This is a genomic window from Psychrosphaera algicola (genome assembly GCF_028401425.1).
Taxonomy (GTDB): Bacteria; Pseudomonadota; Gammaproteobacteria; order Enterobacterales; family Alteromonadaceae; genus Psychrosphaera; species Psychrosphaera algicola.
Genome location: NZ_JAQOMS010000002.1, coordinates 2,698,141 through 2,723,791, shown reverse-complemented (window position 1 = coordinate 2,723,791; position 25,651 = coordinate 2,698,141). Strand labels below are relative to the sequence as shown.

The window sequence follows — 25,651 nt, the reverse complement described above, 5'->3', positions numbered from 1 at the left end:
CAGAGGTTACTTGTGCTGATATTCAGTAACGAGCAACCTCTTGGTATTTGTTTTTTCAATTAATTGTTGATAGTTGGTACGGTTAACAAATAGTTGTTAACGCCTTTAGCGACGTCTAATAGCGATTTGGCGACCGCTTCTAATTCCGCTTTTTTATTGTTTCCGAAAAGTTAACATCGTCTTTTTGTTTTACTGCAACAAAATCTTGAGTACTCACAACAGACTTGGTAATTACGCCAGAGCGAACATCGAGCAATACGGCTTCTACAGAGCAATAAGCTTTGGTTTCGTTCGGGTCCATAAATCGATATTTATTATAGGAATTACATGAGCTTCTATAAGCCAGTAGTAAGTCGGCTTGGAACCTTGCTGCCGCTTCTCTTAAAGAGGGAACCGTTCTTTTATCAGGAACTAACATGGCCGGTAAAAACGAAGCGTCATATACCCGAGGAGACGAACGTAGCTCAGAAATAAACCCGTCAATTAAAGATGTCGTAAGGGTCGTAAAGTCGTTAGAGTAAAATTGCCACTGATTGTCTCGACTTAATTTCAAAATCGCGATTCTATTTTTGGCTGGTAGCTTTACTTGGTAATAAAGTAATTCGTTTATCTTTTGGTCGTTTTCACCTAATAACGAGTCACTGGTAATGCCTTTTGTGTTTGTATTACCCTGATAATAACTGCTAGGCCGGTCTTTAGAAGCCACGCTAGAACAAGCGCCAATAAATATTGATAAGGAAATAATTAAAATTCGGTACATCGATAATCCTTCACTATGGTCAGTAAGTACGACTCGAAAGTCGCTTTGTTGTTTTAAGTTTGTCGAAGAGCAAGCTCGTTTTTATACGCTTGTTAATTAGCGTGCTGGTTTCTTAAAATTTTCACTATACGGCTGTATAAAATTTGCGACAAATTCCAGTCGTAGCCATTAAAGTCTGTGGTATTAATCACTTGGACAACTATGGTGTCAATGTCTTTGTGATACTCTGCTAAACTTTGATAGCCGGGAATTAACCCGCCATGTTCATAGACATAAATAGAAGAGTAGATTTCTTTTTCACCCTCTTTAAATACCGAGCCATCATTTAACGCACGCAGAAAAATACCGACATCTTCTACCGTGGCTAACATCGACCCGTAGTCGTTTGCTTTAATATCTTGCTCAACACCAACATAATAACCCCCCATAACGTCATCAATATCAACTTCGCTTAACGAGCTGAACGTATTTGTAAGCCCAAGAGGTATTAAAATTTCTTCTTTGATAAATTGGTGATGGCTGTAACCCACCACTTTTTTATAAGTTCTGCCAATAATAAGTAGTTGGTATTTGAATATTCGTAACTCGAACCTGGGGCAAATGTCGCGGGTAAATCAAGTGCAAGGGCGAGCTTTTCATCGCTGGTATCCGGAGGTGCATCCCAATAAGCCGGTGTGTCGGTATAATTTGGAATGCCGCTGCGATGCTGAACCATTAATCGTAACGTTATTTTGTCGGCGTTTTCTATTCGGCCAACCAGTTCTGGAAAATAGTCAGTCAGGGTTTTATCCAGTGACAAGCGGTTGGCGTTGACGAGTTTTGCCGTCGCGACTGAAACGTACAATTTGCTGATGCTGGCGATTTTGAATAAGGCGTTTGGATCTGCAGGAATTTTATTGTTTCGGTCTTTCCACCCTGCGGTATACCACGCTGGTGGCTCCCCGCTTTATCGACATAAACAACCATGCCATCAAAGTCGTAGTTTATCGCCTCGATGACTTGCTCTTGAACAGTGTCTGGTAGTGGTATCAACCAGGCTTTGACTAAAATCCAAGGGACAAAAAACATTGACGTAAAGGTACCGACAAATAATACAATTCTTACAATTAACGTCGTTCTTGTTATCTTCATGATGTTTCCTGTTTTACCAACTGGGGCCTTGAATGTTCTTGTTTGACCGTTTTATTTGATCGAGGTGATTTAAAACAAAAACAATAAAACTGCGATCCCAAGGGCCATGATCCCATAATAGTTCAGTCCACTATTCCATCGAGACAACAATAAAAAATAGCAGAACAAACAACATCCTAAAACAATGCTTGTGAGTAAAAGCCAAAAAAATGATGCACCTGCAAACAGGGAAATGATGAACATAGGGATGAGATAAACTAAAGTGGGTGCGATTGGTTCATCTAATTGATTGTGGAGCTTTAGGGCTGCGACAATAAGTAACGCTTTTATAATCATGGTTCCATCCTTTCTACATAGATTCCTGTGGGCCAATAAAATCAGCTAAGCCCTACTTTAACGGGACTTGGATCACAAACCAACTTTTTATTACGATAATCAGATTGAACGTCTTACCCAGTTTAAGGGTTTCAAATGGGCTAAATCCAGCCCTTTTGTTTTGCAATTCTTGCAGCGTCAACTCTATTTGCGGCATTTAGTTTTGAAATGGCTTCTGATAAATAATTGCGCACCGTACCTTCTGATAAAAATAGCGCCTGGAGCGATCTCTGCAGTTTTTAATCCGTCCCCTGCTAATTTGATAGCTTTGCGTTCTTTTTCAGTTAACGGATCGTTATCGTCAAGTGCCATAAGTGCCAGTTCGGGGTCGATAACTCGTTGTCCTTTTTGGACTTTACCAATTGCGTTTACTAAGTATTCAGTAGGTGATTCTTTTAAAATAAATGCTTTAACACCTAACGCCATCGCACGTTTTATATAACCCGATTTGGAAAAAGTCGTCATGATTAATACCCCAATTTTAGGGTGTTTATCGTGTATCTCTTCAGCAAGCTCAAGGCCAGACATTACCGGCATTTCAATGTCACTGAGCACATAATCCACATTAAGTTGTTCTAACATTTGCAGTGCTACAGCGCCATTTTCGGCCTGACCAACAACCTCAATGTTGTCTTCTAAACCTAACAAGCTGCAAATTGCGCCGCGCACCAATGCTTGGTCTTCAACAACTAAAACTTTTACCACCTTAGCTCATATTGTTTGTTCCTCTAGGCCGAGTGGAATAACAATTCGCAATTTAACCCCACCATTTTGCTGGATATCAATGGTGCCACCATGCTCTGCAACTCTAGATTTCATGCCGTCTATGCCATTGCCCGGTGTTAATGTTGAGGTTTTTCCGTTGTCCCCAATATTAAGCTCTATAGAGTCAGAGGTATTTGTTATTGAAATTGAAACTCGATCACCTTTACTGTGGCGTAATATATTCGTGATCCATTCGGTGCATAACATGATCACGGTCGACTCGACTTTTGGCGGCAAGGTGGTGACTTCAATAAATGTTTGGGTTTCAAAATTCATATGTTGTAGTTGTTTCGTGAGTTTTTCTAGCGAGCCGTTTAGCCCTCGCTGTTTTAATCCAGTTACGGCATAACGAACCTCTGTAAGGGTTTGCCTCGCAAGTTCTGCCACTTCGGTTATTTCTTTTTGCTGCGTCAAATTGCGCTCTGTGTGCCAGTTTTTCAGCGAGTTCGGACTTTAATGCCAATGACGAAAGTGAATGCCCGAGTAAGTCGTGCATATCACGGGCAATTCGTTCCCGCTCAGCGATGGCCGCAAGTTGCTCAATTTGCTGATTCTTTTTATTTTGCAAACAGGCGTTTAAATATTCTTTTTGACTAAACACCCCATATACAAAAAGACTTGTGGATACGGCTATCGATGGTCCCAAATAATAAGGGCTAAGTAAGTCAAAGGCATAAGCTGACGCAAATTGGCATCCAAGGTTGCATAGTAAAAGTGTGAATGAACCTCTGAATTGAAAATAGTATCCCGCAAAAAATGCCGCATAGCCAAATAACGCATTGGTTCCAGGCTGCACAGACGCGCCAACAGCAGATAAAAGAATAATAGCCAAGATAGGACGAATTACCGCTATACCGGTTAAGCGAGTTGCTTGGAAAAACAACACAATAAATACAGCGTAAATGAAAAACGATATGGCAACTTCTTTTGTGGAAAAGTGTTCAAATTGGGCGACTAAATTGAAAAAATAGAACACCGAAAAAACAAGTGAAAAATAACTCCACTTAGCCGCACCTGTCGCGGCAATCGGACTTACCGAAAAAGCGGCAGCGCTGCCTGTTGGCGTAAGTATTGTTTCTGAACTGTTTTGAGTCATGTTTTTCCTATTTTTTCCGACACTTAGTGTCGACCACTATGGTCACTATGGTCAATGTTAAAATGAAATTAGCCGGTAATATTGGTTGAGCGTGTTACTAATATTAAGTGATGGGCGATACAAGAAGTGGTGTCGCCCTCACGATTTCTGCATGATGATTATTGTGCAGCGAGTAACATTTTCGCCCAGCCATAATCAGGATTAATGGTTAGAGCCTGTTCCCAATCATTTTTGGCTTTTTCTACGTCACCTTGTTGCATCGAAATCAATCCGCGCCAAGTGTACGTTTCTGCCTTAGCCCCAGTGATAATCAGAGTATTGGTCTTCTGAATACGCCGTTATCGCTTGATCAAATGCTTGGTAAGCTGCTTCTGTACTGCCCCCAAAAACACCCGGGGTATTAAATTTGCTTATCCCCTTAACTAATAACACTCTTGGGTTATTTGGTTGTATGGTTTCAGCAGATGAAAGCGTTGAATTTGATTTTGGACCGTAATACATCCCTTTGATTGGGTCTAACGCAATTTTGTATCCGTAAACCTGAGCAAGTAAGGCTTTGATTTCTACATTATCTGGTGACGATTCATCTAGTTTTTCAAGTAATTCCATAGCTTGGTCGATAGACTCTTTAGCAACGGGAGTTTGGCCCTTTAAATTAGCGCTTAAAGCAATTCGATAATATGCTAAAGCAAGGTCATAACCGGATAAATCCGCCGCGATTGTTTTGAGTTGCGTAATGTCCAATACACCTGCAGCTTGCTCGATGCGGTCTATTTCAGCTTGTCCAGCAAGTGCACTACCAGAGATTGCGATTGTCATTGATAAAGTAAGTAATTTAGATTTAATGTTCATGTCAGTTCTCCTGTTTGTTTGACGGGATAAGTATTCGTTATTCGATGAAATGATTGTAGAGAGGTTTGTCACCAATTTGATGTGACAAATGTCATGACATTTGACGTTGGACGGTATTTATTGAACCGTATTGTTGAAATTATTTTATGAACTTATTGATCCTTTCGTTACTCTTTGAGGTAGAAATATAAAAGGAGATAGAGTTAATGAAACACTTGAGAAACGCATTAGTAGTTATTGTTGCCTTATCGGCAGTGGCTTGTTCAAATAAATCTATGTATCAGTTTGGTAAAAATTATCAAAAAACGAGTGTATTAAAGAAGCGAAAACAGCGTGGCAGTTAGAAGAGTGCGATAAACTCGAAACGGTGCCCTTTGAAGATTATCAGAAGCAAAAAAGGAAGTTGAGCAAGACTAATCTGTCGCAATAGTTTGTTTTTGAATCAAAAGTGATTTGAACAAATAAACAAGCAGGGCTAATCTAAGACGAGAAGACACAGTTAGGAGTTCCAGTGGACGACAAACATTTACAGGACCAATTGGATTTTATCCGGCTGATTTCACATGATGCCACAGCGTCCTTTACTAAAATGGAAGATTTTCCGCGGGCAATTGAGTGCCTAAGTGAAATATTAAATGCATCTTTTGTCATGTTAACTACTGTTTTTAAAGACGAACACAATCTTGAATATCAGTTTAAAAGTCACCTTTATGCTACGGGTAAGCCCAATAATTCAGACAAGCACCTATTTGTTAAGTATCGCTTTAGTGATTGCCCCCGCAGTTGGAAGATTGGTTGCAAAATGACATTGAGCAGGTAATGGACAAACAATATGTGCTCTCTTGTCTATTGCCTGATCATTTAACTAATATTTATCGGGGAGACTCAGAGCAGATATTTGTAATCCCTTTTGTTTCTCAAGGTGATATTGTTGGCTTATTAAGCTATGTCGCGCCAAAAACAGCACAGTTTAAAGAAACCTTTAGTTCCGCTTATTATGTTTTAAAGTCGATATTGGGCGGGAGTTATCGTTTATCAAAAGCGGAAATTCAACTGCAAACTTACCAAACCGTACTTGATTTGATGCCACAGCGGGTGTTTTGGAAAAACCGTGATTCGATGTATTTAGGTTGTAACGAAGCGTTTTCTAAAGACGCATCTTTACCAAACCCAGCCTCGATTATTGGCGTTACAGATCACGATATATTCCCCGAACAAGCGGAATTATATCGCTCTGATGATGCAGTAACAATGTCAACACGAGAACACCTTTTGTGTTCAGAAGAGCCACAAACCCATAAAAATGGCAAAACGATTTGGTTAAGAACATCTAAACGTCCAATTGTTACTGATGAAAATGTTGTTGTTGGATTAGTCGGGACTTACGATGACATTACCCAACTAAAAACAATACAACATGAACTTGGTGTCGCTAAAAACGAATTAGAACAAAGGGTTAAAGACCGTACAACGGAATTAACCGAATCCCATAAAAAACTTGAAGTGGTCATAGAGGAGCTAAAAGCAACTCAAGATCATTTAGTTGAAACCGAAAAAATGGCCGCGTTAGGCAATCTCGTTGCAGGTGTTGCTCATGAAATCAACACCCCACTGGGTATCGCAGTAACTGGGGCGAGTCATTTAGGGGTTTTGGCTAAAGAACTGAAACAAAATGTGCTCGGTGGCAACCTTAGTAAAAAGGTATTTACCAGTAACTGCGACGAAATTGAGATGAGTAGCGACTTAATCCTACGAAACCTGGAACGTGCGGCGGATCTGGTTAGAAACTTCAAAATGATAGCCGTTGATCAATCCAGCGATAAACCAGAGAATGTCGTTCTGAGTTCATACTTGCATAATATCGTCGCTGCTCAGGCGCCGAATGCCGAAGAAAAAATATAAAGATAATATTAACGGGTGATGAAAACCTTTCTGTATCAGTTTATCCGGTTACAACGGCACAAATTATTTCAAGCTTGATAGAAAATGCATTTATACATGGCTTCGAAGGGATAGAGGTCGGGCAAATTAAAATTGGCTATAAACTTCTTAAAGACACCTTAGAATTTACCGTTGAAGACAATGGCCGTGGAATTGATGAAACGCTTCAAACTAAAATATTTGAACCTTTTTATTCAACTTCTGTGAATCATAATAAAGGCTCAGGTTTAGGGCTCAGTATTGTTTATAACCTAGTAACGCAAAAACTGAACGGACAGGTGGTATGCCGCAGCAAACACGATGAATACTGTCGATTTATTGTCACTATGCCTTTATTGTCTGTTGATAACATCGAAAACAAAAATAAACAGCAGGATAATGGATAGGAAACGAATATGAAATTAGGTGCATTTTCAGTGAGTTTGGCGGTAAAAGATTTAGCCAAGTCAAAGGCCTTTTATGAAAATTTAGGGTTTACGGTTTTTGGTGGGGTCGAGCATCAAAACTGGCTTATTCTTAAAAACGGGGATCATATCATTGGTTTGTTTCAAGGCATGTTTGAAAGTAACATCATGACTTTCAACCCAGGTTGGGATCAGGATGCTCAAGCCTTAGCCGAATTTGACGATGTGAGGGCAATTCAAAACCATTTACAACAAGCCGGTTGTGAGCTTGACAGTACTGTTGACCCTGACTCAAAGGGGCCTGCAAGTTTCGCGTTAAAGGATCCAGACGGCAATGTTATTTTAATCGACCAACACGTCTAGTGGCTTTAAGACAAGAGCCTATCAAGAGTAACTTTGCGTTAGGTGAACTTAAATATCTAACAAAACAAATAGGACAAATTTAATCATGACAGGTGAGACTGATTTACATAAACTTATCGCAACGATGGAACCTGAATTACATACAATTGATTATGTATTTAGCCATATTAAAACGGATGATTTGTCGTCCCTCAAGGACCTAAAGCCGATAGGAACGTTTATGGAATCTGAGGGCATGACAGCGATAGTGCCGTTGACGATAGCGCAAGAACATCAAATGTTGATAGAAAGTGTTTTCAGTTGCATTACGTTAAATGTGCATTCAAGTTTGGACGCGGTTGGCCTGACAGCGGCAATAGCAACGGCATTAGGGGAGCAAGGCATAAGTGCAAATGTCGTTGCAGCTTATTACCACGACCACGTATTTGTAAATAAAAACGACGCTGAAAAAGCGCTTAACACCTTACGTTTGTTGAGTAAAAACAGTGCCGACATGACGAACTAAAGAGATAACTTTAGTTCGCTAGTAGAGGCAACAGATTGTATTGACCAATCAGGCCAATAAAGACAACTAAACCAACATAATGATTGGCTAGAAAAGCGCGAAAACACGCATCTCGTTGTTTTTCTCTAGCTTGCCATAGTTGTTGAGCAAACAATACGATAACCACAGTCAAGGCAATGTCCATTGGCCATTGCCAACCCAATTGATGATACAACACAGCAAATATTGCAACCGTTAATAACTGACACAATACAATAGCCTGTAGTTCAAAACGGCCAAAAGCGATGGCCGTTGATTTAACGCCAAGTTTGAGATCATCGTCTTTATCTACCATGGCATAATATGTGTCATAGGCCACGGTCCATAATAGGTTCGCCCCATATAAATACCAAACCACCGCAGGAAGTTGCGCCGTTGCGGCCATAAATGCCATCGGTATTGACCAGCTAAAGGCGGCCCCTAATACGACTTGTGGAAAATGAGTGTAACGTTTCATAAACGGATACACAGACGCCAATATCAAGGCTCCAAACGACAATACAATAGTTTCAATATTTAGGGTCAGTACCAGAGCAAAGGCTATCAATAGTAATAAAACGAACAGTTGTAATGCTTCTATTGCAGTGGCTTCCCCGCTGGTATAGGTCGTTGTTGTGTGCGCTTAACATGACCATCTATTTCTCGGTCTGCGTAGTCATTGATCACACAGCCCGCCGCCCGCATGACAATCACACCTAAGGTAAAAACAGTAAAAAGGTGCAGACTAGGAACACCTTCTGTTGCTATCCACAGGGCCCAAAACGTCGGCCATAATAATAAATAAATACCGATGGGTTTATCCATCCGCATTAAACGGTGGTACGCAGGGTAATTAGAAAACGTTAGGAGTAATTTCATAAGCTATTGGAACAATGACGGTAAAAAACATTCACAAACCAAAAGTGGCTTACGATTGAGATGGAATAACGAACGACGAATATAACACGGCTCGTTAATCGTTTGTTGCAGTTCTTGTTGGATATACAGCCCGAGTTGTGACGTTGGAGTGACCTCTGCAAACTCTATATCGCCTCGTATCGCCTGTGGGGACTGAAATAACACTTGGCCTAGGGATTGATTACCAAGCTCTGTTAACATCGTTTCTGTGCCGGTCGTGGTGGTGTCAGGCATAATGGTTTGGGCATAAACTAACGGCACATCACCTTGCTGTAACAAAACCTCTCGAAATAAGGCGCTACCTTCTTGACTGGGTAAGGCTGGATGTAAAAGTGCCCTGTTTGGCAATGTCGTTTGCGCCAGTACGGCAACATTAAATGCGATGCCTAGCTCTTTAATTTTAACCGTTAGTGAGCTTTCACCCTTTATCCATTGGGCGACGTCGGATCGGAGCTTTGTAAATTGTTCGGAATCCAGCGAAAACCAAGTTTCCGGTAAAGTTAAAGGGTGCAACAGCGTCTTCCATTTATGAGTCTGGGCACATGTTAACAAACAATGTTGCTAAAGCTCAAAGGTCGCAGAATAATATTTATTGCAACAAATTGGCATTAAGGCTGGTAGTTGTTAATTAATTCACTAAAATTAGACATTATACTTAAAGCCATCTTAGAGAAACCTACATGTTGCGTTTACTGCTTGTTTCAATTGCCAGTTTTGTTTTGTTATTTACCGCACCGGCGCAAGCTGAGCCTAAAAACATAGGTTACTTTGGTTTTGAACCGGACATCATCACAAATTATGTCAGTAATAAACGTAACATTGGGTTTATTCGTATCACGGCGGAGTTGATGATAACCGACGTTGCCAATGTTGGCATTGTTGAACATCATTCACCACTATTGCGCGACGCAATTATTGATATTTTAATGAGACAACCTGAACAGAAAGTTAAATCTATGACGGGACGTGAAGAAATTCGATTAAAAATATTGGACCGCTTACAAGAATTAATGAAGAAAGAAACGGGCCAGACTTTAGTGAAAGATATTTTGTTTACTAAATATCTTTATCATTAATAACACCCAGACAACTCGGCGAAAGTCAGCCAAGGTTCTTTATAAATAACCCGCTACTCAACCACACTGCGCTTGTAAAAGCACAGTGTTTATCAACTGTGCTAGGTGCGAGGTTCAGGTTTTACCATGATTTGAGCTAACGCTATGCCTGATATTAAGCCAAACAAATGCGCCCAGTTTGCCATTGCGACGGGTAATATTTCGAGAAAGCCTAAAATCATCCAACCCACTAAAAAGATAAAAATATTATTCGGTAGGAAAATGCTCTTAGATTGGTGGAAGGTTCCGCAGTACCATGTAAAACCAGCCAACGCGTAGTTAACTCCAGATAAACCAGCAAAGTTAGCATTGACTAATAAAGCCTGTGCAATATTAGACGAGGCGGCACTTAATAACACAACGATGAGTAAAGTTTGTTTACCCAAGACCTTCTCAATTCGACCACCTAAATACCACCACCAGCATAAGTTAAATGCAATATGCATTGCGCTTAAGTGGATAAATGCGGGGTTACTACACGGTAAAACTCAGTAAGTTCAAACGAAAAACTAAAGTGAGCTTTAAAAAATCCGTAAAAACCAAACCAAGATAATAAAAAGACAGAGGCACACAACAAGGTGATAAATCGAGTAAGTGGTCCAGCACTTCGCCAAATACGGGCCATGCCAAATGATTGTGTTTGTTGTGTTTGCGGTTGCCCCACTTGCCAAGAGGCATCTAAATACTTAGGGTCATTTGGGTTGCTAACAAACTCTTGATAAAACGTTTGTGCCTGATGAAATCCATCGGGGTCAACCCAAATCTCCCATTCGAGCCGTCCCAGTTCATTAGCTGACTCGTTTTGTAAATTTGCGTGAATGTGCTGTAGTTTCAGGTAATCGATAAATGCCTGAGCGGCACGTTGATTAGGGATACTGGCAAGTAATAGCATCTATAAATTATTCGCTTAACGTAACAAATGGGAAGTTTTGCTTCCACATTTCAAAACCACCATCAACAGAATAGACTTCTTCGTATCCTTGTTGAACCAAGTATTGCGCCGCACCTTGCGAGCTGTTGCCGTGATAGCAAAAACCAATACCGGAACATCGTAATCGTATTTCTGGCTAAACGAAGTCATAGAGCCATTAGATAAATGGAATGAATTGGCGATGTGACCGTTTGCAAATGACTGGTCGTCACGTATATCAGCGATGACAACATGGCCTTTTGCAATCAAGTCGTTTGCTTCAGTAACGCTGATCCGTTTAAAGTCAGTCATAATTTTTTCCTATAAGCGAGATTGATCAAATAGTACCAAAACCCACGTATTTGTCGATTGTTCACCGCAGCTTAGATGAAAAAAACCGCAACCCTTAATAGGATGCGGTTTAAGTGACAAGACGATCAGGGTAAGAGCACCTCAAATTGTCTTGTTATCAGTTGAAATACTGACTCAAGGAGTGGCTTATTGCCACGCTCGTTGCGCTTCTAAGTTTTGCTCAAATGCACTTATTTGGTCGTTAAACTCTTCGGTTACACCGATAAAATCTAAGTTTTTAAGTAAACGTTCACGCACATCTTCAGCAATTTCAAAATCAATAGCCGCTTGGCCATCAACCAATAACTGTTGGTTTTTAGATCCACTTTTAATTCAAATGGTTCACCAGATTGGCCTAAATCAAACAACGCATCGATTTGAGCGTTGCTAATTTTTGCTGGAACAATTTGATTGTTAATGCAGTTATTGTAAAAAATATCCGCAAAGCTTGGAGCGATAACCACTTGAAAACCATATTGTTTCAATGCCCAAGGAGCATGTTCACGGCTCGAACCACAACCAAAGTTTTCGCGAGTCAATAGCACCGACGCACCCTGATATTGAGGAAAGTTCAAAACAAACTCAGGGTTTGGTTCGCCGTTGTCTAAATAACGCCAGTCAAAAAACAGCGCTTTGTCGAATCCATCACGTTCAACCGAAGTTAAAAATTGCTTAGGAATAATTTGGTCAGTATCGACATTATTTTTGTCTAATGGGCATACAATACCCTGATGAAAAACAGCTTCAGTCATTGTCTTGCTCCTTACGCGTTACGAATGTCAACAAAGTGACCATGGATAGCAGCGGCAGCGGCCATTGCTGGGCTGACTAAATGCGTACGACCACCACGGCCTTGACGACCTTCAAAGTTACGGTTTGACGTTGATGCACAACGGTCGCCTGGTTCTAAGCGGTCGTCGTTCATGGCTAAACACATTGAACAACCCGGTTCACGCCATTCAAATCCAGCGTCTTTGAATATTTGGTCTAACCCTTCTTGTTCAGCTCTAGTATTTGACTCGCATTGAGCATGGAACTACTAATGCTCGAACGCCAGAGGCGACCTTTTTATCTTTCGCTATATCAGCCGCAGCGCGCATGTCTTCGATACGAGAGTTGGTACAAGAACCAATAAATACCGTGTTGACATGAATATCGGTGATCTTTTGCTCCGCTTCCAACCCCATATAGGCAATCGCACGACGAATTGCATCGGCTTTAACCAAATCAGTTTCTTTATCTGGATTTGGGACTATTGCGTCAATGCTAACAACTTGTTCTGGGCTAGTGCCCCAAGTGACTTTAGGAATGATGTTGTCACTGTGTAACGTAATGGTATGGTCAAACGTCGCGTCACTGTCGGTCTTTAAAGAAGACCAATATTCAACGGCTTGGGTAAAGTCGTCACCCTTAGGTGCGTAATCAAGACCTTCAACATAATCATACGTTGTTTGATCCGGCGCAACCAAGCCTGCTTTGGCACCCATTTCAATTGCCATGTTACATAATGTCATACGGCCTTCCATCGACAATTCTTCAATTGCCTGACCACAAAACTCAGCGACATAACCTGTACCGCCAGCCGTACCTAAGATTTCAATTACCGCTAAGATTATGTCTTTTGCCGTAATGTCAGTTCGCAACGGTCCGTTTACTTCAATTTTTAACGTTTTGGCTTTTTTCTGTTGCAACGTTTGAGTCGCTAAAACGTGTTCAACTTCCGAGGTGCCTATACCAAAAGCTAAAGCCCCAAATGCTCCGTGAGTCGCGGTATGAGAGTCACCACAAACAATAGTATGACCTTAGCAAAGTGATCCCTAATTCAGGACCAATTACGTGCACAATACCTTGGTTTTTGTGGTTTAAATCAAATAACGTTACACCAAATTCTTCACAGTTTTTAGCTAATGCTTCTAACTGTTTACGAGAGGTTTCACCGGCAGCGTCAAACGAACGAACTTGAGTCGATACGTTGTGATCCATCGTTGCAAATGTTTTGTCTAAACGACGCACAGGACGATTTTTTCACGTAGTCCCGCAAATGCCTGAGGTGACGTGACTTCGTGTACCAAATGACGGTCGATATATATCAAACTTGTATCGCCGTTAATTTCGGAGATGTAATGTGCATCCCAAATTTTTTCGTATAATGTTTTTGCCATGTCGATTGCCTTAATTAGATCGCTGCTGCAATGGCGTTTGCCACGTCAGAAGTAGAATATGATTTGCCGCCCTGCGCGATGTCACCAGTAACGATGCCTTGCTTAATTACGTCAGCCACAGCTTGGTCGATTGCATTAGCGGCATCGTTTTGGTTTAAGCTGTAACGTAATAATAAAGCAGCACTTAAGATCTGCGCTATTGGGTTAGCAATGCCTTGGCCTGCAATATCAGGGGCGGAGCCACCAGCAGGTTCGTACATGCCAAATCCTTTGTCATTTAAGCTTGCAGACGGTAGCAGTCCCATAGAACCTGTGATCATTGCACATTCATCAGACAAAATGTCACCAAATAAGTTGTCGCACAACAACACGTCAAACTGAGATGGATCTTTTATCAACTGCATTGTCGCGTTGTCGATATAGATATGCTCAACTTCAACATCTGGGTAATCTTTTGCCATTTCGTTAACGGTTTCGCGCCACAAAATAGAGGTTTGTAATACGTTTGCTTTATCAACCGAAGTGACTTTGTTACGACGCTTGCGAGCGGCTTCAAAACCAAGTTTAGCGATGCGTTGAATTTCAGGTTTTGAATAACGCTGAGTATCAAATGCCGAATCGCCTTCACGGCCTTTTTCACCAAAATAAATACCGCCCGTTAATTCACGCATAACTAATACGTCAAACCCTTTGGCACTGATATCAGCGCGCAACGGAGAGATAGGTGCAAGTGATGAAACTAATGCCGCTGGGCGCATATTACAAAATAACGAAAAGTGTTTACGTAACGGTAATAACGCACCGCGTTCTGGTTGGTCATTTGGCGCTAGGTTTTCCCATTTAGGACCACCAACAGAACCAAACAAAATCGCGTCGGATTTTTCACAAAGTTCTAATGTTGCTGGTGGCAACGGGCTTCCGTGATTGTCGATGGCGATACCACCTACGTCAGCGAATTCAAAGTTAAGAGAAAATCCAAACTTAGTTTGTACTTTTTCTAACACAGTTATTGCCGCTGCCATAACTTCTGGACCTATGCCGTCACCTATGGTAAAACAGCAATGTTGTATTTATTTGTCATGTTACTTCCTAAATATTGCTTTGCTTAAACACCTTGGTGCTTTTCTTTAATGTCTTCGACCTGCTGCGCTCGGCGAATTAAATTTAATACGTGAATGTAGGCTTTAACCCCGGCGTGGATGATGTCGGTTGCCAATCCAGTACCGTGGAAATTACGCCCCATAAATTCAGCAATAATATCCACTTGGCCAATTGCGTCAGCGCCTTCGCCTTTAGAACCCAACTTGAAGTCAATGATATTTAGCTCAACACCCGTGATATGGCGCATTGCTTTATATGAAGCTTCAATTGGTCCGTTGCCGGTTTCTGATTTGTATATGACATCTTCGCCACCGGTTCGAATGCCAACGGTTGCTGTATTTACCGGCAAGTTGCTCGACAACCCTTGTAAAGACGCCAATTGGTAATAATCAGATTCTTCTTCCAATAATTGATTAAAGACGATTGCCTCTAAGTCATAGTCGTGAACCTGACCTTTTTGTCGGCCAATTTCAAAAATGCGTCGTATATGTCATTTAAGTCATAATCATTTTTGTCATAACCCATTTCGGTCATTCGATGTTGAATAACATGGCGACCTGAACGGGATGTCATGTTTAGTTCGTTACTTTGCATGCCGATATGTTCTGGCTTCATGATTTCATAGGTATTTTGGGCTTTCAAAATACCGTCTTGGTGAATACCAGAAGAGTGTGCAAACGCGTTCGCGCCGACAATGGCTTTATTTTGTTGTACCGGCATATTACAAAGTTGACTAACTAATTTTGATGTCCGGAAGATTTCTTCCGATTTAATATTAGTCGTAACACCAAAGCGTTCTGCGCGGGTACGCAATATCATCGCAACTTCTTCAAGTGCACAGTTACCTGCACGTTCACCGATACCATTAACTGTACATTCAATTTGTCGTGCGCCAGCTTGCACCGCAGCCACTGAGTTAGCTACAGCTAAGCCTAAGTCATTATGACAATGGACTGATATCACGGCTTTGTCGATATTTGGTGTTAGCTCTCGAATACCACGGATGATTTCGGCAAATTCGGTAGGTTCGGTATAACCAACCGTATCTGGAATATTGATGGTTGTTGCACCAGCGTCTATAGCACGCTCGATAACATAGGCTAAATCTGCAACCGGAGTACGACCAGCATCTTCACAGGAAAACTCAACGTCGTCGGTATAGGTTTTTGCTAACGTGATGGCTTTCACTGCCATGTCAGTTGCTTGTTCTAACGTCTTTTGTAATTTGTGTTCCAAATGGATTGGGGAGGTTGCGATAAACGTATGAATACGACGTTTCTCAGCTGGCGCTAACGCTTCACCACAGGCGATGATGTCTTTGTCAACTGCGCGTGCCAAACCACAAATTGTTGGGCCTTTAACTTCTTTGGCAATGGTTTGTACGGCGTCGAAATCACCTTGGCGATGAAACTGGAAAACCAACTTCCATAACATCAACACCTAGACGGGCGATGGCGTGGGCAATTTGCAGTTTTTCACGCTTACTTAAACTGGCTCTAAGGGCCTGTTCACCGTCGCGCAATGTGGTGTCGAAGATGACAACCTTATCTTGTTCTGTTGTAGCCATGTTACTTCTCCTGTAGTTCGCCAAAGACGTTTTGATCTATACCCTATCTTTTGTGTATTTACTGTCGTTTATACACTTTGTCTAAAGCGGCGAGGATTCTACTTTCGGTATAAAAAACCCCGCTGCTTAGGCGGGGTTTCATTGAATTTGTTTTTATCTCAAACAACAACAAACGACCCGCGCTTAGATAACAGCAGCAGGTTGAGTAGTAAAAAGATGTTGTATTGAATAAATGTGTCATTTTTTAAATAAATATTCTTTTCTATTTAGAACCTAATTTTTAACATTCATGAAATTGGAGTGCAAGCTCTAATTTAAAAATGCCCTAAAAACTTTCTTCTTTATTATACGTTCTAGTTATTTTTAGCAGAAAACGGCCAATATTGGCAAGTCGCTAAGCCAAAATCGCAAAAATACGAGGTTAAGTCGATAAATTGAATGCAATATACGATACTGCACCTATTCAAATATGCGTTAGCGGACTATCATTTGATTAGGTAAAATAAAAAGGCAAAATAAGCACAATGGTCACTAGGCAATGGGCGACAAACGCCACAACATTATTCACACACTCAGTATTGTTAGTTCGACGTAATATTAAGTCACTTAATTTTTTATTACTTAGTGTACTTAGTTTTTCTCTCATCGGATGTAATCAATCTACTAATATGACTCCAGAATCAACTACCGACTCAGTCGAACAATCATCGACGCAGCATACACCGCAATTAACTCCACCTGTTGCGAAAAAATACCCTATCCAATGACTCAACATGGTCACACTCGGGTTGATGACTACTATTGGATGCGTGACGATAAGCGTGAAAACCCAGAAATATTGGCACATCTTGAGGCGGAAAATGCCTACGCCAAGTCTCAAATGGCCCACACGGAAGCCTTTCAACAAGTGTTGTTTGACGAAATGATTGGTCGAATTGAAAAAGACGATTCAACAGTGCCATTTTTACAACAAGGTTATTGGTGGATTACAATTTATGAAGGCGAGTCCGAATACCCAATTTATAGTCGTAAAAAGATGTCAAAGACGCTAAAGAAGAAGTATTGCTCAATGTTAACGAGCTAGCCAAGGGACACGATTATTTTGATATTGGCCGTTATTCCGTTAGCACTAACAACCAAATTATGGCGTACTCGTCTGACACCGTTGGGCGTCGTATTTATGATATCCAATTTAAAGACTTAGTTACGGGGAAGTTATACGCGGACAAATTGACGGGTTCTAATGGGTCACTCATTTGGGCGAACGACAATCAACATCTCTTTTACATTAAAAGACATCCACAGACCCTTTTAGCGTATCAGGTATATCGCCATAAAATCGGTACAGAGCAAAGCCAAGATGTACTGATGTACGAAGAAAAAGACGAAACGTTTTATACCAGTATTTCAAAAAGCCGAGATGGCCGTTTTATTGAAATTTACCACACTTCTAATACCACGTTAGGCGTAAGTCTACTGGATGCCAGTAAGCCTTTAGGTCAATTTGAATTGTTGTATCCTTTGGTTGAAGGTCACGAATACACGTATGAAAACAGACAAGACTGGTTTTATATCTACACCAACGACAACGCCAAAAACTTCAAAATAATGAAAGTTAAAGCACAAGACAGCCATGACAAAAGCAAGTGGCAGGAAGTTCTGGCGCACCGAGAAAACGTCTTTATCGAAGATTTTATCGTACTTAATGATTATCTCGTCGTTGAAGAAAAAGAACGCGGTTTGACGCAAATTCGGGTCATTGAGTTAGCAACAGGCAAAACGTCTATGTTGCCATTTAATGACCCAGCGTATTACGCGACCTTTTCGGTTAACAAACAGATGGACAGCCAAAAACTGCGGTTGGAATATAGTTCGATGACAACACCGGATATGGTGTTGGAATACGACTTAAAAACACTTAACGCAAAAACTTTAAAACAAGACAAAGTCATAGGTGAATTTGATTCTAATTGGTACGGCAGTGAGCGTGTTTTTGTTAAAGCTCGCGACGGAAAAGAAGTCCCAGTGTCGCTGGTGTATCGCAAAGATAAGTTTAAAAAAGACGGCACCAACCCGCTATATCAATATGCCTATGGTTCATATGGCATTACTGTAGACCCGTATTTTCCGCGTCGCGTATTAGCTTACTCGACCGAGGTGTTGTGTTTGCCATTGCCCATGTTAGAGGTGGTCAGCTACTCGGTCGCGTTTGGTATGAAGACGGCAAAATGATGAATAAAATGAATACGTTTAATGACTTTATTGATGTGACTAAAGGACTAACACAACTAGGTTATGCCGACAAAAACAAGGTTTACGCCGGTGGTGGCAGTGCCGGAGGCTTACTCATGGGCGCAATTGCTAATATGGCACCAGAGTTATATTTAGGTATTGGCGCACATGTCCCATTTGTTGATGTTGTGACCACTATGTCAGACGCCACGATTCCATTAACGACCGGTGAATATGGCGAGTGGGGAACCCAGCTGATAAAGAAGCGTATGAGTATATACTATCCTATTCACCTTACGATCAAGTCGCTAAACAAGATTATCCGCACATGTTAGTGACAACCGGTTTGCATGACTCTCAAGTACAATACTTTGAGCCAATGAAATGGGTAGCAAAATTAAGAGAGTATAAAACCGATAATAACAAATTGCTGTTTGTGACCAATATGGAGGCTGGACACGGTGGTTCATCAGGTCGTTTTAGAGCCTATAAAGAGCGAGCTTTGGAAACTGCGTTTTTCTTCGACCTTGTTGGTATAACAAAATAGCTTAAATAAATGTGATTAGAACGCAAAATTGTATAGCGCCGCATCGGGTATTATTTCTCGATGTGGTGTTTTTTATTTACCCACAATTCAGTAAGGATTACCATAACGTCATCTCTTTCTTGATAAATGGTAGTTATGAATTTATCTCAGTTCGAACTTCAATTTGCCGACTTTATTCAACAGCAACAAATTCACGACGCTGCCCATGACCTGAATCATATAAAACGTGTGGTGCAATCAGCTAAACAAATTGCCTATGCTGAAAACGCTGATTTGAATGTTGTTGTTCCTGCGGCTTGGTTACACGATTGCGTGTCATTTCCTAAAAATCATCCAGATAACAAGCGTGCATCGGTATGTGCTGCAGATAAGGCCATTGAGTTTTTAACTTCGGTGAACTACGACAGCCAATATAATGAAGCGATTCATCACGCAATTTGTGCCCATAGTTACAGTGCTAAAATACCGACTGAAACTTTAGAAGCGCAAGTAGTACAGGACGCTGACAGGCTTGATGGATTAGGCGCCATAGGTGTAAGCCGGTGTATGCTGGTGGCGGGTAAGCTCGACAGTAAAATATACAGCAATGACGATCCGTTCTGTCAACAACGCGAACCCAATAGCAAAATAGCCGCGGTAGACCATTTTTATGAGAAACTATTTAAAACCGCTGAAACCATGAAAACAAATGCTGGTAAGACCGAAGCCGATAAAAGGGTGCGTTTTATGAAATTGTTTTTGTCCCAGTTAAGTAAAGAGATAGACGCCGAAAAGGTGTTGGAGAGTAATTTATGAAAGTTGTATTCGTTTTCTTGTTGTTAGTCGCTAGTTGTAATTTGTGGGCTTTGGGATTGACTAAAACAATTCAGCAAAGTGAGATCCAACAAAAGTTAGATCAAATGATGCCGCTGGAACGCACAAAGTACTTTGTTAAGGTGAAAATAAGCGACCCCAAAATCGCCTTGAAATCTGGCTAGGACGCGCTATATATTGAAGCGACGATCACCGCTTCTGGCCCTAGTGGTTTAGGCGGTTCAGGTTTGGTTGGAGTTACAGGTGATGTTGAATATCGCACCAAAGAAGGTGCGTTTTATTTACAAAACCCTAAGGTCGCAAAATTGGCGTTTAATGATGTGCCAACAGCTATACAACCTAAGATTAAAAAATCGGTAGAGAAGCTGGTCGCTAAAGCGTTAAAAAATACCCAATTTATCAATTAGACGATACCGACATGAAACAAAAATTAGCTAAGTCGACCATCAAAAGCATTAAGGTTATTGACGAAGCTGTTGAAGTTGAGCTGAGTCTGTTTTAACAAATAGAGGCACTTATGTTAGAAATGAAATCCGCGTGTGAAAAATGTACTGGCTCACTGTTAGAACAAAAAAAGCGTATATTTGCTCATACGAATGTACCTTTTGTGAAGACTGTACAACGGCAATGGCGAACGTGTGCCCCAATTGTCAAGGAACACTGGTACTTAGACCAACAAGGGAAAATAAGCCGAATCAGATAAACGAATAAGTGCCATTCGTAAGCATTAGAAACTTAAATATTAAAAATTGAACAACAAGCAAGGAAGTATATGAAGTTAACTTGGTTAGAGCTGAAATTGCCACCCGTGTTATTAGTCATTATTTTGATGGTAGTTATGACACTTGTTAAAACATTGGATCTCAGTTTATTTGAATTTGCACGACAGACAGAAGTTGGCGGTATTTTAGCTGGGTTTGGACTTGTTGTAATTGCCGCAGGTGTGATGCAATTTGATCAAGCTAAAACCACAGTAAACCCAGTTAAGCCTAATGAAACAAGCCGAGTTGTATCGACCGGCATATACAGTATTACTCGTAATCCAATGTATCTTGGAATGTTGTTTGTATTGACGGGCTGGTGTGTTTATATCGGCATTATTGCTAACCTAGCATTTTTGGTGGTATTTGTTCTGTATATGGTTCAGTTTCAAATTAAGCCAGAGGAAAAAATATTAAGGCAGATGTTTGGTGAGGAATATGACGAGTATGTAACTCGAGTTCGACGCTGGATATAACTTGTTTAAAGCTTCTTTAATAAGCCGCGACAGTGAATTTACTACTATCGCGGCAATCTCAAAAATCAAATAGCGACTTTTTTAGCTATTCTCACCTGCGTAATTTGTCAGCCACACCGTTTGATATGGTGTTAACGTCACATCTTCTGTTGTGTCTTCAATGGTTTGTGCTGTTATTAAATCAACCCATGGATCTGTTGCGATTAAATTGATTTCACTTAATCTGAGAGTTTGTGGTTGATCGCTAATGTTACTGACACAAAAGATACTTTGTTTTCGGTCTAAGCTTTGTCGCCAAAAACCAAATAATTGTAACCCTAAGTGCAAAACAAACTGGGTGGCATTTGGGTGAAACGCCGGTTGTGCTGTTCTGATGTCGATAAGCTCTAACATCCGTGACAACACTTTAGAGTGTGCGTTTTTAGGTTGTTCCAATTGCTCGTTTAAGCTTGGTAAATCCCAACGATGTCGATTAATCGCACGATTATGATGAGTATTTTTTAACTTTTCATAGTCATTACGAGTACCCAGCATACTGTGGAGGTAAATCCCTAGGATCCCTTCTAAGCCAAACATGACGGCATGTGCACAGATGAAACGCTCCAATCCCCATTTATCTTCACCATTTACAGTGCCCTGCAATGCATCATATAAGGCAATGTTAATTTCATAGGCTTTTTGCTCACCATCTTCACTTGTCCGCCAACTGACGCGACCACCAAAGTTTTGCATTGTGCTAACGAGACTATTGAGCTCTTGGTCGCTCAACAAGCCCTCTGCAGGCCTTAAACCGATCCCATCGTGCGATGCGATAAAGTTGAAATACGATGTGCCATTTTGTGCAGGTGGCATACTCATTAACCAACGTTTAAGGTACAAACAACTGCCGGTAATTAACGTATTGACCAGTAACGGCGGCAACGAGAAATTATAGATACAATGCGCTTCATTGGCGTTGCCGAAGTAAGTTAAGTTTTGGGTGTTAGGGATATTGGTTTCGGTAATGATCACGGCTTCTGGAACGGCATGTTCGATCAGGGTTCTCAATAACCTAATAATTTCATGGGTTTGCATTAAGTTTATTGAGTTTGAACCAACAATTTTCCATAAAAACGCCACGGCATCCATGCGGAAAATACATACGCCAGCATCGAGATACTGGCGAATAATGGAAACAAACGCGATCAAGACGTCGGGATTGCGAAAATCTAAATCGACCTGATCGTGACTAAAGGTACACCAAACATGTTTTGTGCCTTGTGCTGTTTCTGTTTCTCTAAGCAGAGGGCTAGTTCTAGGCCGAACTACAGCAGATAAGTCATCGTCTGGTTGGGCCGTAAAAAGTAATCGCTACCTTTGCCCTCGCCTTTTATGAAGTTTTCAAACCACACACTACGACTAGAACAGTGGTTGATTACCAGATCGGACATTAGCTTTCGTTTGCCAGCGATAGCTGAGATATCAGACCAATCACCGAGTGATTCGTTAACACTCGAATAGTCTATGACGGAAAACCCATCGTCTGAACTATAAGGAAAAAACGGCAATATATGAACACTGTTAATACTTGAGCCAAAGTGTTTATCCATAAAGCCATCAAGGGTTTTTAATGGCTTTTCACCTAACTGAATGACACTGTCACCGTAGGTGATCAAGATCATGTCTTTTTCGTCCCAATGATTGGCAAAAGGAACCGGGGATTTTACCTCGGCACCTAATCGCATTTCGTCTAGCAATTGCTGGCGAAATTCTTGGATAGAACGGTCCAATGTAACATCGGCATAGATGAGCCCTAACTGATGTTCTAACTTTTGACTAAGCTCGGTAACAGCGTCGTTCATAGTGGCTCCTTTTTATACTGCGTTTGGTTGTGCTATCTTGGAAAACTCTTCAAAGTCTTCTTCAACAGCTTGCTTCAATTCTTCTAATACATTTGGCATGGCGCTCACGACACGATTCCAAGACGGAATAAATGGCGTTTCCATTGGGTTAGCGATAAAGCTCTCACCGGCTTCGATGATATTACGTGCGAACATCTCAACTGACTTTTCTTCGGTATGAGTGTCTAACGTTAAGCCGTTAATCATCGCGTCATTTCGATAGGTTTCTATATAGTCTAATGCAATTCTGAAGTAAGTCGCTTTAATGGTACGCATGTTTTCAGCATTTATAATATAACCTTGAGTCGCCAATTTTCTAAACAGTGCTTTGGAAATGTCTATCGACATTTTACTTAGACCACCATCGGTAGACTCAAGTGATAAGTCCTGATGTTTATGGTCGTAGTTATTTGCAATATCGACCTGACAAATGCGGTTTGATGCAAAGTTGCGGTGCATTTCAGATAACACCCCAATCTCTAAGCCCCAGTCACTTGGAATTCTTAAGTCAGTTAATACATCACGACGGAACGAAAATTCGCCAGATAATGAATATCGGAAACTGTCCATATATTCTAAATAATCATTGTCGCCTAATACCTTTTTGAGGGCTTTTAACAGCGGAGTAACGAGTAGTCGAGCGACTCGGCCATTGAGTTTTTTGTCAGCGACGCGGGCGTAATAGCCTTTACTAAATTCGTAGTTAAATTGTGGATTTGCCACTGGATAAATCAAACGAGCCAGTAGGCTGCGTTCATAGGTTAAAATATCGCAGTCATGCAGGGCGACCGATTCTGCTTTACCAGAGGCCAATACATAACCCATGCAATACCAAACATTTCGGCCTTTACCTAACTCCGTAGGCGCTAGATTTAATGCTTGTAATTTTTTGTCTAGTGCTTGCAATCTTGGGCCATCATTCCATAGGATCCTGTGGTGTTGAGGCAAGGTAGAGAAGAAGTTGATTGCGTGTTTGTATTCGTCAAGGCTTGCACGGTCGAGGCCGATTACAATTTGAGAAAGATAAGGGACTTCAGCTATTTTACTGATGATATCGGGTAATGCTTTACCTTCTAATTCAGAAAAAGCGAAGGTAAAATGAGACCTAGAGGCCGCTTTTTAGAGAACTCGGTAAGTTCAGACTCGAGATCTTCGATACTGCGATTTGTCAGGTTATGCAGTGTTGTAACTATACCGTTTTGATAAAAGTCAGCCATGTTATTGCTCCATTAGATTTGTAATTCTTGAGTTAATATTTGATCCAGACATTCGGCCCAGCCCTTGGGGCCCATCTTTGTACTCTGCCAAATGGCATCAGTGCGAAAGAGCTTTGGAAAATCGTGTTTGGATGTCTTGATCTGTACGGCTATGTCAGCGCTTTCTAACATGTCGTTGTCGTTAAAGCTGTCCCCCAAAGCAACAGACTTGAATTGAGTATTTGTATTTTGACGCGAAAATTCTTGAGTTAACCAACGCAGTGCTATGCCTTTATTCGACTGACCGCTAATGTGTAGAAATCGACCGCCCTGTAGCACGTTTGCACCGGCACTTTTCATGCGATTACTAAACAAGGTTTTTTGTTGTTCTGTGCCCAACCAATGTAAGGGTTCGCTGAATTGACGGTCATTGGCTTGGCTCGCATCGATTGTTGACAGCCCAGTCGCTAAGCTCAGTTCTTCATCCGACATTTTGGAGAAGCCTTTAAACGCACCGTCTAAGTCTTTGCTATTGGCAGTTATAAGCTCAAGCCAGTAATTACGTTCCCGGCTAAAGGCTTTTCGCCAATACCCATTTTTTAACTCACAATCTGCTGGTGGTTGGTCAAAAAATCCGTCGGGAATATAAATTGCCGCGCCGTTTTCGACGACAAAAGGAGTTTGCAGCGCTAATTCATTACGTAGTTGTTGTACTTCTGCAAAAGTCTTAGATGTATTTGGGATAACCGAAATATGGTGTTCTTGTAACTTCTCTAGCATCGGCAATGCAGCAGCATAACTGTAGCTGTGATGGTCGAGTAATGTGCCATCGAGATCGGTGAATATGATTAATTGTCTGTACAACTTTATTGCTCCAGTCCGTTGGCGGACAAAATATTTCGATTGTGATTCTAGCTCTAGTACGATATTAGAGATAAATGGCACGTGCTCTAAGCTGTGTTCAGTAAGACGTTGATAGTGTTGGATAAAAGTTTCTACTTCGCTATCGGACATCACTGCGGTACCGGTTCCCTGCGTTTTTTCCGCAAGTTTATGTTCTTGTTCTTTTCGCCAATGGGAGACACATTCGAAAGAAGGTGCCTTTAACATCAGCCAATAATCCATAATTAAATAAAGGGGCGAATATTCTTTCTCAATCATTGAGTTACTGTATGTTCTCCAAGCCCCGGTGTTATCTAAATCGGTTTCCAATGTATTTGTTGGAGAAGCAAGTTCTTCCTCAGTCTGTGGGGAACGCCCCAGCACCAGCCTTCAAAGATTACAATGTCAGGTGTCTCAGAAATCACCGGCCAGCTAGATTTTGGATGTGGATTGTCAGTGGCCTTATTAAATCGAGGCAGCGCAATGGGTAAGTTGTTTTGTCGTAATCCCATTAATACTTGGCGCATTAA

Annotated in this window: 23 protein-coding genes and 11 pseudogenes; 13 read left to right on the top strand and 21 right to left on the bottom strand. The window is 41.2% G+C overall.

Annotation, left to right across the window (positions count from 1 at the left end; genetic code table 11):
• Window positions 1–139: 139 nt before the first annotated feature.
• From PN838_RS14830 to PN838_RS14795, 8 genes and pseudogenes are all read right to left on the bottom strand, one after another.
• On the bottom strand, window positions 140–760 hold the full coding sequence (locus tag PN838_RS14830) for a hypothetical protein (RefSeq protein WP_272181168.1): 621 nt from the start codon (window positions 758–760) through the stop codon (window positions 140–142).
• 92 nt (window positions 761–852) lie between these two features.
• Window positions 853–1,891 (bottom strand): annotated as a pseudogene (locus PN838_RS14825) (serine hydrolase domain-containing protein).
• A gap of 69 nt (window positions 1,892–1,960) precedes the next feature.
• On the bottom strand, window positions 1,961–2,227 hold the full coding sequence (locus tag PN838_RS14820; protein WP_215964510.1) for a hypothetical protein: 267 nt from the start codon (window positions 2,225–2,227) through the stop codon (window positions 1,961–1,963).
• 140 nt (window positions 2,228–2,367) lie between these two features.
• Window positions 2,368–2,971: pseudogene (locus PN838_RS14815) on the bottom strand (response regulator transcription factor).
• A gap of 6 nt (window positions 2,972–2,977) precedes the next feature.
• Window positions 2,978–3,307: a sensor histidine kinase gene (locus tag PN838_RS14810; protein WP_272181167.1), complete on the bottom strand. Its 330-nt coding sequence runs from the start codon at window positions 3,305–3,307 to the stop codon at window positions 2,978–2,980.
• Window positions 3,297–4,127 (bottom strand): histidine kinase dimerization/phosphoacceptor domain-containing protein, encoded by an 831-nt coding sequence (locus PN838_RS14805; RefSeq protein WP_272181166.1) that lies wholly within the window; start codon window positions 4,125–4,127, stop codon window positions 3,297–3,299. The genes PN838_RS14810 and PN838_RS14805 overlap by 11 nt, the downstream gene beginning before the upstream one ends.
• 158 nt (window positions 4,128–4,285) lie before the next feature.
• Complete coding sequence (locus tag PN838_RS14800; RefSeq protein WP_272182612.1) at window positions 4,286–4,435, bottom strand: tetratricopeptide repeat protein; 150 nt, start codon at window positions 4,433–4,435, stop codon at window positions 4,286–4,288.
• On the bottom strand, window positions 4,422–4,979 hold the full coding sequence (locus PN838_RS14795) for a hypothetical protein (protein ID WP_272181165.1): 558 nt from the start codon (window positions 4,977–4,979) through the stop codon (window positions 4,422–4,424). The genes PN838_RS14800 and PN838_RS14795 overlap by 14 nt, the downstream gene beginning before the upstream one ends.
• Before the next feature lie 206 nt (window positions 4,980–5,185).
• Here PN838_RS14795 and PN838_RS14790 point away from each other — a divergent pair, with 206 nt between their 5' ends.
• The 6 genes from PN838_RS14790 (at window position 5,186) to PN838_RS14765 (ending at window position 8,192) form a co-directional block, all read left to right on the top strand.
• Window positions 5,186–5,323, top strand: a complete 138-nt coding sequence (locus tag PN838_RS14790; protein ID WP_272181164.1) for a hypothetical protein — start codon at window positions 5,186–5,188, stop codon at window positions 5,321–5,323.
• 167 nt (window positions 5,324–5,490) lie between these two features.
• Entirely contained in the window at window positions 5,491–5,799 is a 309-nt protein-coding gene (locus PN838_RS14785) for a hypothetical protein (RefSeq protein WP_272181163.1), read from the top strand.
• Window positions 5,775–6,881 (top strand): PAS domain-containing protein, encoded by a 1,107-nt coding sequence (locus PN838_RS14780; protein ID WP_272181162.1) that lies wholly within the window; start codon window positions 5,775–5,777, stop codon window positions 6,879–6,881. The genes PN838_RS14785 and PN838_RS14780 overlap by 25 nt, the downstream gene beginning before the upstream one ends.
• Window positions 6,878–7,306 carry a sensor histidine kinase gene (locus tag PN838_RS14775; RefSeq protein WP_334313522.1) on the top strand — a complete coding sequence of 143 codons (429 nt, stop codon included), beginning with the start codon at window positions 6,878–6,880 and terminating at the stop codon, window positions 7,304–7,306. Before PN838_RS14780 ends, PN838_RS14775 begins: the two co-directional genes overlap by 4 nt.
• A gap of 9 nt (window positions 7,307–7,315) precedes the next feature.
• Window positions 7,316–7,687, top strand: coding sequence for a VOC family protein (locus PN838_RS14770; RefSeq protein ID WP_215964505.1), 372 nt, complete (start codon window positions 7,316–7,318; stop codon window positions 7,685–7,687).
• An 85-nt stretch (window positions 7,688–7,772) separates the two neighbouring features.
• Complete coding sequence (locus PN838_RS14765) at window positions 7,773–8,192, top strand: ACT domain-containing protein (protein ID WP_215964504.1); 420 nt, start codon at window positions 7,773–7,775, stop codon at window positions 8,190–8,192.
• A gap of 10 nt (window positions 8,193–8,202) precedes the next feature.
• Here PN838_RS14765 and ubiA read toward each other — a convergent pair.
• Both ubiA and PN838_RS14755 read right to left on the bottom strand, forming a co-directional pair.
• Window positions 8,203–9,089: pseudogene (gene ubiA, locus PN838_RS14760) on the bottom strand (4-hydroxybenzoate octaprenyltransferase).
• A 3-nt stretch (window positions 9,090–9,092) separates the two neighbouring features.
• Window positions 9,093–9,641, bottom strand: coding sequence for a chorismate--pyruvate lyase family protein (locus tag PN838_RS14755; protein WP_215964502.1), 549 nt, complete (start codon window positions 9,639–9,641; stop codon window positions 9,093–9,095).
• Window positions 9,642–9,808: 167 nt separating this feature from the next.
• Between PN838_RS14755 and PN838_RS14750 the strand changes: the two genes are divergently transcribed.
• On the top strand, window positions 9,809–10,204 hold the full coding sequence (locus tag PN838_RS14750; protein ID WP_215964501.1) for a flagellar basal body-associated protein FliL: 396 nt from the start codon (window positions 9,809–9,811) through the stop codon (window positions 10,202–10,204).
• 101 nt (window positions 10,205–10,305) lie between these two features.
• Here the strand turns inward: PN838_RS14750 and PN838_RS14745 are convergent, their stop codons facing one another.
• The 7 genes and pseudogenes from PN838_RS14745 to leuA form a co-directional block, all read right to left on the bottom strand.
• Window positions 10,306–10,689 (bottom strand): rhomboid family intramembrane serine protease, encoded by a 384-nt coding sequence (locus tag PN838_RS14745; RefSeq protein ID WP_272181161.1) that lies wholly within the window; start codon window positions 10,687–10,689, stop codon window positions 10,306–10,308.
• Between the two features lie 5 nt (window positions 10,690–10,694).
• Window positions 10,695–11,135 carry a hypothetical protein gene (locus tag PN838_RS14740; RefSeq protein ID WP_272181160.1) on the bottom strand — a complete coding sequence of 147 codons (441 nt, stop codon included), beginning with the start codon at window positions 11,133–11,135 and terminating at the stop codon, window positions 10,695–10,697.
• A gap of 7 nt (window positions 11,136–11,142) precedes the next feature.
• Window positions 11,143–11,465 (bottom strand): annotated as a pseudogene (gene glpE / locus PN838_RS14735) (thiosulfate sulfurtransferase GlpE).
• A gap of 186 nt (window positions 11,466–11,651) precedes the next feature.
• Window positions 11,652–12,256, bottom strand: a pseudogene (leuD, locus tag PN838_RS14730) (3-isopropylmalate dehydratase small subunit).
• A gap of 11 nt (window positions 12,257–12,267) precedes the next feature.
• Window positions 12,268–13,666: pseudogene (gene leuC / locus PN838_RS14725) on the bottom strand (3-isopropylmalate dehydratase large subunit).
• Window positions 13,667–13,680: 14 nt separating this feature from the next.
• A pseudogene (gene leuB / locus PN838_RS14720) lies at window positions 13,681–14,747 on the bottom strand (3-isopropylmalate dehydrogenase).
• 24 nt (window positions 14,748–14,771) lie between these two features.
• Window positions 14,772–16,334: pseudogene (gene leuA / locus PN838_RS14715) on the bottom strand (2-isopropylmalate synthase).
• A gap of 596 nt (window positions 16,335–16,930) precedes the next feature.
• Between leuA and PN838_RS14710 the strand changes: the two are divergent.
• The 6 genes and pseudogenes from PN838_RS14710 to PN838_RS14690 all read left to right on the top strand — a co-directional run bounded on the left by PN838_RS14710 (window position 16,931) and on the right by PN838_RS14690 (window position 21,163).
• Window positions 16,931–19,113: pseudogene (locus PN838_RS14710) on the top strand (S9 family peptidase).
• Window positions 19,114–19,248: 135 nt separating this feature from the next.
• The gene (locus tag PN838_RS14705; protein WP_215964494.1) at window positions 19,249–19,908 is read left to right on the top strand and encodes an HD domain-containing protein; all 660 of its coding nucleotides are present in this window, start codon (window positions 19,249–19,251) and stop codon (window positions 19,906–19,908) included.
• Window positions 19,905–20,090: a hypothetical protein gene (locus PN838_RS14700; RefSeq protein ID WP_272181159.1), complete on the top strand. Its 186-nt coding sequence runs from the start codon at window positions 19,905–19,907 to the stop codon at window positions 20,088–20,090. Before PN838_RS14705 ends, PN838_RS14700 begins: the two co-directional genes overlap by 4 nt.
• A gap of 63 nt (window positions 20,091–20,153) precedes the next feature.
• Window positions 20,154–20,333 (top strand): hypothetical protein, encoded by a 180-nt coding sequence (locus PN838_RS14695; RefSeq protein WP_272181158.1) that lies wholly within the window; start codon window positions 20,154–20,156, stop codon window positions 20,331–20,333.
• 139 nt (window positions 20,334–20,472) lie between these two features.
• Window positions 20,473–20,637 carry a DUF1272 domain-containing protein gene (locus PN838_RS27410; protein ID WP_370661042.1) on the top strand — a complete coding sequence of 55 codons (165 nt, stop codon included), beginning with the start codon at window positions 20,473–20,475 and terminating at the stop codon, window positions 20,635–20,637.
• 61 nt (window positions 20,638–20,698) lie between these two features.
• Window positions 20,699–21,163 (top strand): methyltransferase family protein, encoded by a 465-nt coding sequence (locus tag PN838_RS14690; protein WP_272181157.1) that lies wholly within the window; start codon window positions 20,699–20,701, stop codon window positions 21,161–21,163.
• Window positions 21,164–21,244: 81 nt separating this feature from the next.
• On the opposite strand, the pseudogene PN838_RS14685 reads toward PN838_RS14690, so the two are convergent.
• The 4 genes and pseudogenes from PN838_RS14685 to PN838_RS14670 all read right to left on the bottom strand — a co-directional run bounded on the left by PN838_RS14685 (window position 21,245) and on the right by PN838_RS14670 (window position 25,648).
• Window positions 21,245–23,004, bottom strand: a pseudogene (locus tag PN838_RS14685) (alpha-amylase family glycosyl hydrolase).
• A gap of 12 nt (window positions 23,005–23,016) precedes the next feature.
• Window positions 23,017–24,260: pseudogene (locus PN838_RS14680) on the bottom strand (glycosyltransferase family protein).
• Between the two features lie 12 nt (window positions 24,261–24,272).
• A complete protein-coding gene (locus PN838_RS14675) occupies window positions 24,273–25,451 on the bottom strand; it encodes an HAD-IIB family hydrolase (RefSeq protein ID WP_272181156.1) in 1,179 nt (392 codons plus the stop codon).
• Complete coding sequence (locus tag PN838_RS14670) at window positions 25,436–25,648, bottom strand: hypothetical protein (protein WP_272181155.1); 213 nt, start codon at window positions 25,646–25,648, stop codon at window positions 25,436–25,438. The genes PN838_RS14675 and PN838_RS14670 overlap by 16 nt, the downstream gene beginning before the upstream one ends.
• Between the last annotated feature and the right edge of the window lie 3 nt (window positions 25,649–25,651).